This is a genomic window from Mesorhizobium robiniae, assembly GCF_040545535.1.
Lineage (GTDB): Bacteria > Pseudomonadota > Alphaproteobacteria > Rhizobiales > Rhizobiaceae > Mesorhizobium > Mesorhizobium robiniae.
In genome coordinates this window covers 743,024-758,209 of sequence record NZ_JBEPMC010000002.1, presented here as the reverse complement: position 1 = coordinate 758,209, position 15,186 = coordinate 743,024, and the positions used below count along the sequence as shown (strand labels likewise).

General features: G+C 60.8%; 13 protein-coding genes. 7 read left to right on the top strand and 6 right to left on the bottom strand.

Annotated features, from left to right (window positions below; all coding sequences use genetic code 11):
* From ABID19_RS07960 to ABID19_RS07940, 5 genes are all read left to right on the top strand, one after another.
* Positions 1-777, top strand: coding sequence for a DUF427 domain-containing protein (locus tag ABID19_RS07960; protein ID WP_354489408.1), 777 nt, complete (start codon positions 1-3; stop codon positions 775-777).
* A 38-nt stretch (positions 778-815) separates the two neighbouring features.
* Entirely contained in the window at positions 816-2,456 is a 1,641-nt protein-coding gene (locus ABID19_RS07955) for an ABC transporter substrate-binding protein (protein ID WP_354489406.1), read from the top strand.
* Between the two features lie 129 nt (positions 2,457-2,585).
* The gene (locus ABID19_RS07950) at positions 2,586-3,545 is read left to right on the top strand and encodes an ABC transporter permease (protein WP_354489404.1); all 960 of its coding nucleotides are present in this window, start codon (positions 2,586-2,588) and stop codon (positions 3,543-3,545) included.
* Complete coding sequence (locus tag ABID19_RS07945) at positions 3,545-4,429, top strand: ABC transporter permease (RefSeq protein WP_435528701.1); 885 nt, start codon at positions 3,545-3,547, stop codon at positions 4,427-4,429. The genes ABID19_RS07950 and ABID19_RS07945 overlap by 1 nt, the downstream gene beginning before the upstream one ends.
* A gap of 99 nt (positions 4,430-4,528) precedes the next feature.
* A complete protein-coding gene (locus ABID19_RS07940) occupies positions 4,529-5,014 on the top strand; it encodes a hypothetical protein (RefSeq protein WP_354489401.1) in 486 nt (161 codons plus the stop codon).
* Between the two features lie 30 nt (positions 5,015-5,044).
* Here the strand turns inward: ABID19_RS07940 and ABID19_RS07935 are convergent, their stop codons facing one another.
* Complete coding sequence (locus ABID19_RS07935) at positions 5,045-6,076, bottom strand: hydroxyacid dehydrogenase (RefSeq protein WP_354489400.1); 1,032 nt, start codon at positions 6,074-6,076, stop codon at positions 5,045-5,047.
* Positions 6,077-6,250: 174 nt separating this feature from the next.
* Here ABID19_RS07935 and ABID19_RS07930 point away from each other — a divergent pair, with 174 nt between their 5' ends.
* A complete protein-coding gene (locus ABID19_RS07930) occupies positions 6,251-7,690 on the top strand; it encodes an aldehyde dehydrogenase family protein (protein ID WP_354489508.1) in 1,440 nt (479 codons plus the stop codon).
* 107 nt (positions 7,691-7,797) lie between these two features.
* On the opposite strand, the gene ABID19_RS07925 is transcribed toward ABID19_RS07930, so the two are convergent.
* Positions 7,798-9,138: a glucoamylase family protein gene (locus tag ABID19_RS07925; RefSeq protein ID WP_354489398.1), complete on the bottom strand. Its 1,341-nt coding sequence runs from the start codon at positions 9,136-9,138 to the stop codon at positions 7,798-7,800.
* A gap of 156 nt (positions 9,139-9,294) precedes the next feature.
* Positions 9,295-10,047, bottom strand: coding sequence for an SDR family NAD(P)-dependent oxidoreductase (locus ABID19_RS07920; protein WP_354489396.1), 753 nt, complete (start codon positions 10,045-10,047; stop codon positions 9,295-9,297).
* A gap of 375 nt (positions 10,048-10,422) precedes the next feature.
* Between ABID19_RS07920 and ABID19_RS07915 the strand changes: the two genes are divergently transcribed.
* Positions 10,423-11,685: an O-antigen ligase family protein gene (locus ABID19_RS07915; protein WP_354489394.1), complete on the top strand. Its 1,263-nt coding sequence runs from the start codon at positions 10,423-10,425 to the stop codon at positions 11,683-11,685.
* 101 nt (positions 11,686-11,786) lie between these two features.
* On the opposite strand, the gene ABID19_RS07910 is transcribed toward ABID19_RS07915, so the two are convergent.
* The 3 genes from ABID19_RS07910 to ABID19_RS07900 all read right to left on the bottom strand — a co-directional run bounded on the left by ABID19_RS07910 (position 11,787) and on the right by ABID19_RS07900 (position 15,128).
* On the bottom strand, positions 11,787-12,713 hold the full coding sequence (locus ABID19_RS07910) for a class I SAM-dependent methyltransferase (RefSeq protein ID WP_354489392.1): 927 nt from the start codon (positions 12,711-12,713) through the stop codon (positions 11,787-11,789).
* Positions 12,714-12,976: 263 nt separating this feature from the next.
* Positions 12,977-14,203 (bottom strand): polysaccharide biosynthesis/export family protein, encoded by a 1,227-nt coding sequence (locus ABID19_RS07905; RefSeq protein WP_354489506.1) that lies wholly within the window; start codon positions 14,201-14,203, stop codon positions 12,977-12,979.
* A gap of 250 nt (positions 14,204-14,453) precedes the next feature.
* Positions 14,454-15,128, bottom strand: a complete 675-nt coding sequence (locus ABID19_RS07900) for a sugar transferase (protein WP_354489391.1) — start codon at positions 15,126-15,128, stop codon at positions 14,454-14,456.
* Positions 15,129-15,186 lie beyond the last annotated feature (58 nt).

The following is a 15,186-nucleotide window of genomic DNA, read 5'->3' as shown; positions in this document are numbered from 1 at the left end:
ATGACCGCCGCACCGAAACTGCAGCCCCGCGAAGCCGCCGCTCCGCACCTCGTCAACGTCCTGCACAGCCCCAAGCGTGTGCGCGTCAAATTCGGCGGTCACACCGTCGCCGACAGCCGAAACGTGCTGGTGCTGCGCTCCAATCATTTCCTGCCGGTCTATTTCTTCCCGGCGGCCGCGGTCGACCGGTCGCTGCTGAAGCCGTCGAAAGATGGGCAGCAGCACGCGGTCGGCGGCGAAACGAAATACTGGGATCTCGATACAGGTGACAGGCGTTCCCCCGACGCGGCCTGGTCCTTTGCAGCACCTCCGGATGAAAGCCTCTCACCCTTGGCCGGCCGCATCGCCTTCACCTGGAATGCGGTCGACCAGTGGTTCGAGGAGGACGAGGAGGTCTTCGTCCATGCCCGAGACCCCTATGCGCGCATCGATGTGCTGCAGAGTTCGAGCCATGTCGAGATATGGTTCGACGGCGAGCCGATCGCCGACAGCCACCGTCCGGTGCTGCTGTTCGAGACCCATTTGCCGACCCGTTTCTACCTGCACCCGGACGATATCAGGCTGGAGCGGCTGACGGCGTCGACCACCACGACGCGATGTCCCTACAAGGGCATCGCCACCTACTGGTCCGGTCTGCTCAAGGACGGCTCGGTCCGCCCGGACATCGCCTGGAGCTACCGCGATCCGATCGCCGAAATGCCGAAGATCAAGGGCCTCGTCGCCTTCTACCCGCAGGCTGTCGACCGCATCCATCTCGACGGCCAGCCCGTCACATAGACGCATCTTTCAATCTCATTTCAGACAGGGGTTTCAACATGACCAGACGCAACGATATCGACTTGCTTCGCAACCTGTCCGGGGACATCTGGAATGTCGCCGTCGACGAATATCAAGGAGGTTTTCTCAAGCGCCGCGATCTTCTCAAATATGCAGCGCTGATCGGCCTTACCGGTTTTGCCGCCTCGCAAGGGCTCTCCGGCCGCGCGCTCGCCAGTGGACAGACCGGGGGCACGGTCCGTGTCGGGCTTGGCCAGCCGACCAAGGCTATCGATCCCGTATCGGTCACCGATCCGGCCAGCATCGGGGTGATCAGCCAGGTGGGCGAATATTTGATCCTCGACGATCCGAAGGATGGGCTTCAGCCGAAGCTCGCTCTGTCCTGGGAGGCCGACGAGACAGCCAGCCGCTGGACCTTCAAATTGCGCCCAGGGGTGAAATTCCACGATGGTCGTGCGGTCACCGGCCGGGACGTGGTGGCGAGTTTCGAGCGGCTGGTCAATCCGGCCAACGGCTCGTCGGCGCTGTCGGCCTACAAGGGCATCCTGTCCAAGGGCGGCGCCAAGCTGGTCGATGATGAGACGGTCGCCTTCGATCTCGACGGTCCGAACAGCAACTTCCCCTTCTATGTCTCCTCCGACGTCTACAATGCCGTCATCCTGCCGGCCGACTATGCCGGCGATTTCGAGAAGACTTTCAACGGCACCGGCCCGTTCAAGCTCGAATCGTTCCGTCCCAAGCAAGGCGCGAGCTTCGTGCGCAATCCGGATTACTGGGGCGACAAGGCGCTTCCCGACCGGGTCGAGATCAAGTTCTTCGACGATGAGCAGGCCCAGGTGCTAGCTCTGCAGGCCGGCCAACTAGACGTCATCCCGAGCACGACGCGGCTGGAACTGGCGATCGAGGGCAATCCCAATTTCAGAATACTCAGCGTTCAGGCAAGCTCGCATGAGCAGGCGCATCTCAGGACCGACCAGGCGCCGTTCGCCGACAAGCGCGTCCGCCGCGCGCTGGCGCTGACCATCGATCGCGAGGCGGTGGTGAAAGGGCTGCTGAAGGGTCGTGCGATCGTCGGCAACGACAACCCGTTTGCCCCTGTCTTTGCCTCGACCGATCCTTCCGTGCCACAACGCAAGCAGGACATCGCTGAGGCCAAGCGGCTGCTTGGCGAGGCCGGCGTGCCGAACGGATTTGAGGTCACACTGACCACCGAACGCGCCTATGACATTCCCGACTATGCGGTACTCATTCAGAATTTCGCCAAGAAGGCCGGCATCGACATCAAGCTCAACGTTCTGCCGCAGGACGCCTACTATGGATCGGCGACCTTCGGGAGTTCGCCATGGCTGGATTCGGTCCTGGGCATCACTGATTTTGGCCATCGCGGCACGCCCGACATCTTTCTGAACGCCACGCTCAAGAGTTCGGGAGCCTGGAATGCGGCGCATTTCAACAATCCGGCCTATGACGCCTTGCTGCTCGACTACTCCAAGGCGCGCGACCTGAAGACACAGCGCCTTGCCGCGGGCAAGATTCAAAACCTGCTTCTCGACGAAACGCCGCTGATCATCAGCTACTTCTCGCAATACAGCCGGATAACCAGCACCAAGGTCGAGGGGGTGCGCTTCACCGCGATCTCCCATCTGCTGCTCGACCGGGTTTCCTTTGTCCAGGCATGATCCCGAAAAGTTGGACCGGTTTGCGCTGGAAATCATGCCCGAACTAGAGATCATGCTCAGATGCGGGAATAGAGGCTCATCCCGATTCCACCGGGATGGAACAGGGTCCAAGCGGAGCGGCAAGAGCCGATGCTGAACGGCCGCACCCTGTTGGCGCGCCTCGGCACGCTCGTGCTTACGCTGTGGCTTGTCAGTGTCCTGGTTTTCTTCGCCGGGCAGATTCTGCCCGGCGATGTCGGCCGTGTCATGCTCGGCCCGTTCGCCGATGCTGAGGCTGTGGCCGAGCTCAACAAGCGGCTGGGGGTGGATCAACCCGTTCTCGTCCAGTATTGGCGCTGGTTCAGCAAGGCGGTCACCGGCGACTTCGGCGCTTCCCTGTCGATGCGCGCGCCGGTCACGCCGTTCGTGCTGGAAAGTCTCAAGAACTCCGCTGCCCTCGCCGGCGTCATTCTGGTCCTTCTCGTTCCGCTCGGGGTTGGCGCGGGCGTCGTCGCTGGCTTTAATCAGGGCCGCTTCATCGATCGCTTGATCGTGCTGGCGGGTGTTTCCTTCGGCATCGTTCCCGACTTTGTCTCGGGCCTGCTCCTGCTCATTGTCTTCGGTCTGTGGCTGAACTGGTTCCCGATATCGGGCGTCGCTCCGGACGGCGCGGGCTTTTGGACCAACAGCTATTACCTGATATTGCCGGCCCTTCCCCTGGTGCTGAACCTTGCCGGCTATATCGCCAGGATAACGAGGGCTGGGGTGATCGAGGCGCTGGCTGCCGACTACACGCGGACCGCCGTCCTGAAGGGGCTCGAGCGGCCGGAAATTATCGTTCGGCACGTGTTGCGCAACGCCCTAACCCCGACCATCGCGGTTCTCGCCACCCAGACCGGTTACATGCTTGGCGGGCTTGTCGTGATCGAAGCGCTGTTCGGCATCCAGGGCTTGGGCAATCTGGTGCTTAACGCCGCCAAGGCACGGGATTTTCCGATGCTTGAAGCAGGCGTTCTTGTGATGGCAACGATCTTCGTTCTGTCGGCAGCGACGGGCGATCTCGTGCAGGCCTTGCTCGATCCGCGGCAACGCCGCCGGCCTTCGTCATGATGGAGCTTGTGGAGTTTCCTGCACCGCAGCGCGACAGGTTCGGCTTGCCGGTGGCGAGCAGGATCCGTCGCGTTTTTTCGGGAGTGCCGCCATCCGTCGCGATCGGCTCGATAATGCTGCTGTTCTGGGTCGCATGCGCCGTGTTCGGCGATCTGTTCGTTCCTTACGATCCCTATGCCGAGGACTTCCTCGCCATGCTGACATCTCCCGACGCCCTGCACTGGTTCGGAACCGACCAGCTCGGCCGCGACGTGCTGTCCAGGATCGTCGTCGGATCGCGCGACATCCTGCTGGTTGCACCGTTGGCGACGCTGACCGGTGTTGCCGCCGGCACCGTCATCGGGCTCGTGCTCGGTTATTTCGATGGGCTTGTCGATGCCATCGGCGCGCGGCTTCTCGACACGCTTATGGCGTTTCCGTTCATCGTTCTGGTCACCATGACGCTTGTGGCGATCGGCCCATCCAACCTTACGGTCATTCTGGTGATCGGTATTGCCTATGCGCCGCTTGTGGCGAGGACCGTTCGCGCTGCCGTGCGCGAGCAGCGCGAACGCGACTATGTCAGCGCTGCACGGCTCGGTGGCGAAAACGCGTGCGCCATCATGTTCCTGGAAATTCTGCCCAATGTCAGGGAGACCATCTTGATCGAGCTCGTCACCCGGTTGGGATATGCGTTCTTCGCCATCGCGACGCTGAGCTTTCTTGGCCTGGGGATTCAGCCTCCCTCGGCAGATTGGGGGCTGGCCATCGCCGATGGCTACGGCTTCCTGACCGGCGGAAAATGGTGGGTCGTCGTCTTCAACTCCGGTGCGATCATATCCCTGGTCATGGCGACAAACCTCATTGCGCAAGGCATAGGCGCCTTCGAGAACGCCGACAGGTAAGCTGGCTCTCTCCGCTTTCGCGTGTCACCTGAGGCTTACGAGCAATTTACGACCATGGGCTAAAAACGTCCTTGTTGATTCGGTGGGACAAGGAACAGCATGAGCAAAGCCCTCACTTCATTCGCACTGGTCGCCGCGTTGACGGCTTTGCTGATGGCGCTCAGCCTGGCAGTGGCCGAGCATGGCTATCCCTACGGTGCGATCGGCGCAAAACGCCTGGACGACGTCGCCGATGCCGGGACGTTTATCCCGCTCGCGGCCGTGTATTTCTTCAGCGCGCTGCTCATGATGATCCTGCCGATCAGGGCCGCCAGCGTCGTCCTGACGAACGCTGCGGATGCGATCTTCTGGACAGTCATAGCGTTGTTCGCAGCCATCATCGGCTACCTCGCCGCCAGATGGGCTTTCGATCGAAGCAACATCTTGCCGGCGCTGCTGAACTGGCGCTTCCTGTTCGTCGTCGCCATCGTCGGTTGCCATCTTTTCATGAACGAGCTGCGCCGCAATATCCTGCTAAGAAGCCTGTTCTTTGTCGTCTTCGCCGCGGCGACGCTGGCCTGCCTGTTTTGGTCGTTCACCATCTGACAAACCCGCGCAGGCGCTGGGCTTGACGGCTCAGTTCTTGTCGACCGGCTTCGAACGCATGCGCGAAACGGTTTCGCGTTCGGCCCTCTTCGACCGCATCGGCGGCAGCCCGCGGTCGATCAGGTCCATGTCTTCCAGCACCATGTCGCCCATGCGCTTGAAGGCGATGTCGAGCGCGCCGGCCCGGTGGGCGGAGCGCAGGAAGCCGGGCAGTGCGCGCACGGGATGATCCTGTGCCAGCGGCTCTTCCGGAAACACATCGCTGGCGGCGACGATATGACCGCTGCGAACGGCGTCCATCAATGCCGGGAAATCGACCACGCCGGCACGGCTGAGCAGGATGAAGGCGGCTCCCTTGCGCATTCTGGCAAAGGCCTCAGCGCCGAGAGACCCCTGGTTTTCGCTGGTCACCGAAGCGACGACGAAAACGAAATCGCTCTCCGACAGGACCGTGTCGAGCGAAGCCGGCTCGACGCCGTTCTCTATCAGGATCGACGGCGGCAGCCACGGATCGAATACCTTGGTCCGCGTCCGAAAGCCCGACAGCAGCCGGTTGAGCGCACGGCCGAGATCGCCGAAGCCGATGATGCCGACATCCGCGCCGGAAAGAAGTCGCGCCGTCCGGTTGCCGTCTCCGCCCCACAGCTCCTTGCTCTGCCGGAAGGCGAGGTCCGCATCGACAATGTCGCGAGCGAGGTTGAGCGCCATGGCAAGGCCGAGCTCGGCAACAGGCTCAGCGAAGACCAGGCCCGTGGTGACGACATGGATGCCGCGCGTAAACAGCGTCTCATATGGCATGTTGTTGAGGAGGTTGCTCTCGACATTGAAGATGCAGCGCAGCCTTTGCATCTTGTCGAGCGTCTCCGGCGCGATCGGCGGCTGACCGACAATGTAGCGTGCCTCGGCGAGCACGTCGGCCGGCAGGGCCGCGACGCCTTCCGGCGACGTTTCGACGATACGATATTTGGCGCGGAATCTCGCCAGTGCCTCGGGCGTGAAAATCAGGTCGAGCGTGCGTGGCTCGGGCGCGCTGATCACCAATGGCAAGGCGCTGTCGGACATGGCGGTTCCTCCCGGTGCGACCCGCGTCGCACACACACTAAAGTCATGGTTTACCACCTAGACACCTAACACATGCCTGTCGAGGAGGAGAACTTTGCCGCCGGGGGCCTTGCGGTGTGGCGGCCGGTGGTCCAGATAGACGGCCAATCGAAGGACGACAAGGAAGACAGCGATATGACCCCGTTTCGAAAGAACCTCATCGATGGCGAGTGGGTTGGCGATGCCGGCTCCCGTAACATCAACCCGTCCAATCTCGACGACGTGGTCGGCGAATATGCGTCGGGCGACGCCGAGCAGACCCGGCAGGCGATCGCGGCGGCGAAAGCGGCTTTTCCGGCATGGTCGCGATCGGGCCTGCTGGCACGCCATGCGGTGCTGAGGAAGGCGTCGGACGAGATCACCGCGCGCAAAGATGAAATCGGCCGGGCGCTGGCGCGCGAGGAAGGCAAGACGCTGGTCGAGGGCATTGGCGAGACCGTGCGGGCCGCCCAGATCTTCGATTTCTTTGCTGGTGAGGTACTGCGCCTGTCGGGCGAGCTGGTTCCAAGCGTGCGGCCCGGCGTCGGTGTCGAGATCACACGGGAGGCGGTCGGCGTCGTCGGCATTATCACGCCATGGAATTTCCCGATCGCCATCCCGGCGTGGAAAATCGCTCCTGCCCTGGCCTATGGCAATACCATCGTCTTCAAACCGGCCGATCTGGTTCCGGAGAGTGCCTGGACCATTGTCGACATCCTGCATCGGGCCGGCCTGCCGAAGGGCGTGCTCAATCTCGTCATGGGCAAGGGTTCGGTGGTCGGCCAGGCCATGCTCGACAGCCCCGACCTCAATGCCATCACCTTCACCGGTTCGGTCGGCACCGGCAAGCGCGTGGCTGCGGCGAGCGTCGAGCACATGCGCAAGTTCCAGCTCGAAATGGGCGGCAAAAACCCGCTTGTCGTGCTCGACGATGCAGATCTTGCCGTTGCCGTCGACTGCGCGATCAACGGCGCATACTTTTCGACCGGCCAGCGCTGCACGGCATCGTCCCGCCTGGTCGTGACGGACGGCATCCATGACCGCTTCGTCGATGCGATGAAGGATCGCCTGGCTAAGCTGGTCGTCGGCGACGCTCTCGATGCGAAAACCCAGATCGGACCGGTCGTCGACCAGAGTCAGTTGAAACAGGATGAAGACTATATCGCCATCGGCCGCCAGGAAGGCGCCGATCTGGCCTTCGGTGGCGAGCGGCTCGATCGCGAAACCCGCGGCTTCTACCTGCAGCCGGCGCTGTTTACGCAAGCCACCAACGCCATGCGCATTTCACGCGAGGAGATCTTCGGACCGGTCGCCAACGTGATCCGCGTCAAGGACTATGACGAGGCGCTGGCGGTGGCCAACGACACGCCGTTCGGGCTGACGTCGGGCATCTGCACATCGAGCCTCAAGCACGCCACACATTTCAAGCGCAATTCCGAGGCCGGCATGGTGATGGTCAATCTGCCGACGGCGGGCGTCGACTTCCATGTGCCTTTCGGCGGCCGCAAGGGATCGAGCTACGGCCCACGCGAGCAGGGCCGCTATGCGGCGGAATTCTATACCACGGTGAAGACCGCCTACACGTTCGCCGGCTAAGTAAATCAGTGTAACTTGCCGATGACGCCTTTCCCAGAAGCGCGAGTTGCTGGGAAGGGCGAGTATCTTCGTCCCCGACACGGCAAGCGGCAGCTGGGCAGTGGCCGTTATTGAGCCCGCGTCCTCCGGACGGTCGCTGTCTGTGACAGCCAGCCGCCGCTGAACCCTGCCTTGCACAGGCCGCGGCGGATATGCGGGCTCGACCGCATCAGCTCCCAGATCAAGCGCGAACGGTGATTTTCGATCATCAACACGACGATACCTTGGTCCAGTCCGTAATGCGCATCCGATATCCAGCCGCTCGGCCCGAATTTCCGCCGGTTCGCCAGCGTCGGGTTGAAGCCGCTCGGCAGCCTGAAACCGTCGATCACCTCTGGGTGGCGTTCCCCGAGATGGCGTAGCGCCGGCAGGCAGATTTCCGGTGCGAATGGCAGCGATGCAAGGTACGACCACGGCGCTATCGTTCCGTCGTCGGGGCCGAACGGTGCGCCGCGCGCCGCGTAGCCGGAAAATTTACGCGGCCGCCGCTCGATTTGGGCGCGGAAGTTGCCGGGTCCGTCACCTGCTGAGAGGCCCCACAGTCCTTCACCGTAGCCGTCGTAGCCGGAGGGGTTATGCCGCGCATAGTCCCGGTGAAGGTAGGTCGCGCGGCGGCTGTTTTCGAAATAGTCCGAGTTCTTTTCCCGCATGAACGCATCCCGGATGCCATCGAAATCGATCCAGGCATGCGAGAACTGGTGCATGAACAATGGACCGCCATAGAGCACGTCGTAGCCGTAGATGTTTTCCCACTGATATGTCGCCGTCCAGCCGGCATAGCTGTCGTCCGAGGCTGGCCTGTCCGGAGCGGCCATCGCCAGAACGTAGAGCACCGTCGCTTCGTTGTAGCCTTCCCAGCCATAACGCAGAAAGCCGCTCTTCGGCTTCCAGCCCTGCCGCAAAGTCGAATTGCTGCCTTGCGCCCATCGCCAGTCGACGCGCCGATAGAGCATTTCCGCGAGGTCGCGGATTTCGGTTTCTTCGTCATTGTCGCCTTTGAAATAGGCGCCAGCCACGAGCACGCCTGCCATCAAGAGCGCAGTGTCCACCATCGACAATTCGCACCGCCAGGCGCGCAGGCCGGTCCGCATGTCAAGGAAATGATAGTAGAAACCTTTGTGGCCAGTTGCGTCGTCGTCACCGCCTTGCCGGCTGTTCCAGAAGAAGCGCAACGTGGCGAGCGTCAGCTTTACGGCTGCGTCTCGGGTCATCCAGCCGCGTTCGACCCCGACCGGATAGCAGGACAGGGCGAAGCCGACGACCGCGATGCTTGCCGGCCAATTTGGCCGCGAAGTGTCCGCGACCAGCCCGTTCTCCGGGTTCACGGTTTCCAGAAAATAACCGAAGGCCGCGCGCTGGAAGCGGTCGAGCAGATCTTCGTCGGACAGTGCAGGTTCGACGCTAAGCAAACGAAGTGAACTCCAGTCTGGCGGGCGCTGGCGCTAGAGCGGTTCATCGTTTCACGGAAACGCCGAACCGCTCTATCTCTTTGTTTTTGCGCAATTCCGGACGGAAAACCGCCTCACACTTTTCCTGGAATTGCTCTAGATCGCGCCTTGCTTGCTTCAATAGGTCGCCCGGCCGCCGGAGACGTCGAAGACTGCGGCCGTCGTGAAGGAGCATTCCTCGGAAGCGATCCACGAGATCAGCGCCGCCACCTCCTCGACCTCGCCAAACCGCGCCATCGGTATCTTCGACAGCATGAAGTCGATGTGCTGCTGGCTCATCTGCTGGAAGATCGCGGTGCGCACGGCCGCCGGCGTGACGCAGTTCACCGTCACCTTGGACTTGGCCAGTTCCTTGCCCAGCGACTTGGTCAGGCCGATCACCGCCGCCTTCGAAGTGCTGTAGGCCGACGCGTTGGGATTTCCCTCCTTGCCGGCGATCGAGGCGATGTTGACGATCCGGCCATAATTGCGCTCGAGCATATGCGGAACCAGCGCCTTGTTGCAGAAGAAGACGCCGTTGATGTTGATGTCGATGACCCGGCGCCAATCCTCAACCGAATAGTCCCAGGTCGTCATGTTCGGGCCGGTGATTGCCGCGCTGGTGACCAGGATATCGACCGCGCCGAGGGCATCGATTGTCTGCCGGGCGGCCCGTTCGACCGCTACGGGATCGGCGACGTCGACAGTCACGCCGTGCAAGTCGGCAATGACGGCCTTGGCCTGATCGATCTGGGCGGGGTCGCGATCCCAGACGCAAATGCGTCCGCCCTCTTCAGCGATTCTTTGCGCGACGGCCAGACCGATGCCTGAGGCGCCACCGGTGATCACGGCCGATCGTCCGGCAAACCGTCCCGCGAAACTCATCGGCATGTGCTCGTTCTCCCAATCGGCGGCGAATGTGAAGTCAACGACGGAGAAGTTCAAGCCAGAGTCTGGAGCCTCCGAACATGTTCGTGGTGGGCCAGGAGCACGCGGTTGAATGATGTGGCCTGTTCTCTAAGCCTGCTCTGTCCAGTGCTGAAGAACTGAAAAAACAGTTCGCACCCGGTGGGTGCTTTGTTCTTGCCGCACTGCCTGTCTCGGCCTTCTACCTGCTTCTCCTAAGGCCTCCGCATGGGTGTTTTTGCCTCATTTGGGTGACAGGCTGCGGGGGATGGGTTATATTGCACTGCACAACGGAAGCGTCAGCGCTTGGCGCGGCGGCAAATCGGCCTTGAGCTGTATGGACGGGAATCCGCTACCGAGATGAAGATTCCAAAATCTCTGTTGATCGACCCGGAGAAGAACACGGTCTACGGTAGCTTTGCAGTTGCCATCTCCATTTGGGCGTTCTCCTACTCCGCCGTTTTCGGCCAGGTCCTGATCCTGGCCTATTATGCGGTCTGGCTTCCCCTTATCCTGGTCGACTACCGGCGGCTGTTGCGACATCTATCGAGCGCATGGCTCCCGCTGGCGTTTGCCATCTACGTCTGCCTCTCGGTGTTCTGGTCGGATGCTCCCGGCCTCACGTTGAGGACGGCAATCCAGTATTGTTCCCATATCGCCTGCGCCTACATCGCTGCGCGGACCGTCAGCGTCCGCACGTTGGCGATAGGCTCGCTGACCGGGATTTTTGTCGTCCTCATCTATTCGCTCGCGGTCGGGGGTTATTCCTACGATATTCTCGACGGGAGCTACAATTTCGTCGGCGCATTCAGCTCCAAGAACCAGATCGGCTTTGTCGCGTCGCTCGGGATCTATTTTTGCGTTGTCTTCCTGGCCTTTCTCAGACGCGGCCGGGTAAGCCTTTTTCTGACGGCGCCCGTCTTCGTTCTGTCGGCCTACCTACTGGTCATGGCGCATTCCGCCACCTCGACGGCTTCGGTGCCGGCAGTTCTCGCTCTGGTGGCTCTGCTCGCGATGGCCAAGAAGCTTTCGCTCCGCTATCGACGGGTGATTTTCCTGGTCGGTGCATCCGGGCTGGTCGTGGTCACCGCGGTTGCCTTTGCGGGACTTCTGGATTTCGTTCTTGGCGCCTTCGGAAAGGATTCCACCCTGACCGGGCGGACCTATCTCTGGGAGCAAGGCTGGAACGCGGCGCAGCAAGCGCCGATCCTCGGTGTTGGCTACGCGGCCTATTGGGTGCAGGGTTTTGCCGAGGCCGAGCGGCTTTGGAACGAATTCTACATCACAACCCGATCCGGCTTCCATTTCCACAACACTTATATAGAAGCCCTCGTGGAGCTTGGTTATGTCGGGGCGACGCTGATCTCGCTGATCATCCTGCGCACGCTGTGGGGCCACATAGCGGCTTTGATATTCAGGACATGGCAAGCCGAGTCCGTGATCCTTGCCGGTGTGATGATGCTTCTGTTCATCCGGTCCTTCGTCGAGATCGATACCTTCAATCCCTACATCATGGGCTCCTTCCTCTTGTATTACAGCTACTTCAAGCTGGTGAGGGTGCCTGTCGCCCGTCCCCGGTGGACCGCGACCAACCTCTCGGAACCAGAAACCGCAAGAGGATAATCAAAGCCCGGAATGCGGCCATCTCGCAGGCAGCTTCTGAAGCGGTGGCGAAAGGCAGTTGCTCCTTCGCTTTCGCCCGAGTTGGATTTGCTGCCTATCGATCAGGCCCGAAGGGTTAGGAGCGCATACCATGCGAACCGCTTCACGTAGGGAAGCGTCAGAACGACTGAATCGACAGCTTTTCCAACTGTGTAGACGGCCTCCGAAAGGCTTCGCGGCATCAGCGCACTTCCTACGGAGCACAGGCCGAAATACTCCACCCGGACATCGCTGAAATAGCGGCGAGCCAACGCGAAGTCCGAAACCAACAAAGGATGTTCGTCCTCGGTGCGGATGAGGGGCGTCCGCCTTCTGTAGGCATTCAGGAGAGGATTGTGTCCCATCGGCTCGTAGAACGACGCCACACCGTTCGGCTTCAGGACACGGACCACCTCGGAAAAGCACCGATCCAGGTCCAGGTGATGGATGATTCCGCGTCCATACACCAGGTCGAACTTGTTGTCTTCGAAGGACATCGCTTCCGCATTCATCGCCAGGAATGTAGCGTTCGTGCTGCCAAGCGTGCTCGCCCGTTCGTTCGCCTTGTTTACCGCTACGTCCGAAATGTCGATCCCCGTCAGAGATCGGCAAAGGCCGGGCAGATGCAGGGAATGCAGCGACCACCCACCATCGGAACAACCGTACTCGAGCACATCAGCGTTTTTCGAAAGGCGTTTTATTTGCCTATCTTGATGCTCAGCACCGTGGCGAATTGTTCGATACCACTTGTCCAGACTTTCTCTTGGATCCGCCTCCTGACTAAATCTGAGATTGTGAAATTCTCTTTCCCGACTGACTATTTCGTCCCTTTCACTGCGCACGACAAAGTCCTCCTCCCTCAGATTTAAGTTGCAAACTAAATCACAACGTCTGCTTGCGCCGTAATTGCTCACGTCCCGAGTTGGCGGTAGGCTGGCTTGTCGGGCGGCGAGAACAGTATCGGTGAGTTCAAGGTCGAACTCGTCTGGGTCGAACTCTTCGCCGATCAAGTCGATCTGTTCGGCGTGGTTGTCAACGGCAGAGCAATTCCGGATCAGCGCGACGAGAATGCCTTTTTCTGGCTATGCGTTACTCCTCTTGTTTAAATGGATGTAACGGTACTATCCAAGCTATCTTTTTAGGGTAGGCACGATGGATATTCATACGCCCAACGCATAGCCGCTCCTCGCGAACGAGCGTGCACCAATGGACGGCCTTGGCCGACACTCCTTTTGAGTGCCAGCCGACGTTGAATATTCGATCGCTCGAAGGTCTATTGGCTAGCCATTGGCGCTAGCTTGACCTTGATTACGTCACCTGGCAGCACCGGCGTGTCTTCGCTGGCGGCGATCTCGCTGGTTTTGCCGTCGACCACCCGAACCAAGCCAAACGACATCGTCGGCTCTTCGCCGTCGCGATAGCGTTGCAATGCGGGGTTCCCCGTCATGGCTTCGGCCATCAAGCCTGTTTGCATGTTCATCTTGAGCATTGTCGCACTGAGGTCGGCTTCTACCTGTTGCCGGTCGGCGGCGAGGCCCGCATTCTGGGTGTTTTCCAGGTCAATGGCATCCTGGGTAGCCTTGCTGATCGACTGCTTGGCGGTGAGGATGGCCGTGTCGTAGTCCAGGATCTGACCTTCCAGGTCGGCGATCGTTTGTTGCGAATTCAGAACCCGCGTGTTGACGACAAGGCCTTTCTGCGCCAGCGAACCGATGCCGCTGAGCTGTTCCTTTGCCAGGTCGACCTGCCGTTGCTGGTTGACGATCTTTTTCTGCAGCGAATCGATCTCGCTCTGCAGCAGCTTCTTCAAATCGTCGAGCGCCTGAAGGCGCAGTTTCAGCTTCTTTTGATCGGCCGTCAGGATCGCCATCTCGTCGGCAACGATGCTTGCGAGTTTTGGATCGTCGGCCACTTCCTTCGGCACATCGAATGTCGGCTTGTCCGCGATCTCCGCTTCGATGCGCGCACGCCTGACGATCAGCCGGACCCGTTGGTCTTGAAGGACGTCAAAATCGCCCTTGGCATTGATCATGTCGCGGTCGTAGCGCTGTCCTTCGGGGCTCCGCCGGACGCCGCCGGCGATGCTCATCGCCCTCAGGACGGTCAGGTCAGGCACGTAAGGATACTGGCCGGGGCTCTGGACCTCCCCGGAAATGTAGAACGGCCTGTACTGCGCCATTTCGACGGAGGCTTCCGGCCGGTCAGCCAGGGCGAGCTTGCGCTGAAGCGCCTGGCCGATTGCTGCAGCGATCTCGGATGTGGTCTTGCCGGATGCCGGCATTTCGCCGACGAACGGCACCGACAATGTTCCAGAAGGACCGACCGTGTACTCTCCGTTGACGGCCGTCCAGTCGCGGAAGGTGCCTTCAACGGTCTGCCACTCGGCCACTCGGATGGTCAGCTTGTCCTGCGATCCCAGGCGGTACTCGTCGGCGGCGGCGAGTTGGGGAACGGCGAGCGCCAGCGCAAGGCAAGCGGTCACAAGCCGCATCCGTCGCATGCGATTGCTAACAGTGCCGGCGCAGGAGATTTCGACTATGTCTGTTTTCAACTGAACGTTTTCCGATCCGCTTTGGCCCCGCCCGATGAAGCTTGCTGCAGAATGCTTGGCGTCTAGAGCGACGTGCGTCCCTTGGGACACACAAACCACACTCTAGTACTTTAATCTGCGCATCGTGCTTTTCGAAAATCGATCTGCGGCCCGATGCGCGGGACAGTCACTCCTCGACTCAGAACCGGCTGGCGGCCGGTCAATAGCAACCCCGCGACATCCAGACGGCGGGCACGGTCTTGATAATGATGCGAATGTCTTCGAACAGCGACCAGTTCTCGACGTAGTGGCGATCGAATGCGACGCGGCTGTCATAGGAAACGTCGTTGCGGCCGCTGACCTGCCAGAGCCCGGTCAGGCCGGGGCGCGATTTCAGATAATAGACCGCCGAACTGCCGTAGATTTCCAACTCGTCGCGCACGACGGGGCGGGGGCCGACAAGGCTCATGTCGCCCTGAAGGATGTTGATGATCTGCGGCAGTTCATCGAGGCTGAGCTTCCTCAGCACGGCCCCGACGCGCGTAACGCGCGGATCGTTCTTGAGCTTGCGGGTGGCTATCCATTCAGCTTTGGCGTCCGGGTTGGCGGCAAGATATGCAGCCAGCACCTGTTCGCCGTCCTGAACCATCGTGCGAAACTTGAGGCACGGGAAAATCCGCCCTCCCCGACCGATCCGGCTGTGGCCGTAGAAAATCGGCCCGCCATCGGAAAATTTGACAAGCAGCGCGACCATTGCAAACAGCGGACTGAGCGCAACCAGGCCAATCAGTGAACCGGCAATATCGAAGCTGCGTTTGAGCAGGCCGCCGATTGGTGGAAAATCGATGCCGGCCTGCGAAAAATCCGCATCGGCCGACTTGGCTACGTCCCTCATGCATAAACTCCATACGTTGAACGGATGGTTGGCGCCACGATACCAAAAAAATGCTGCA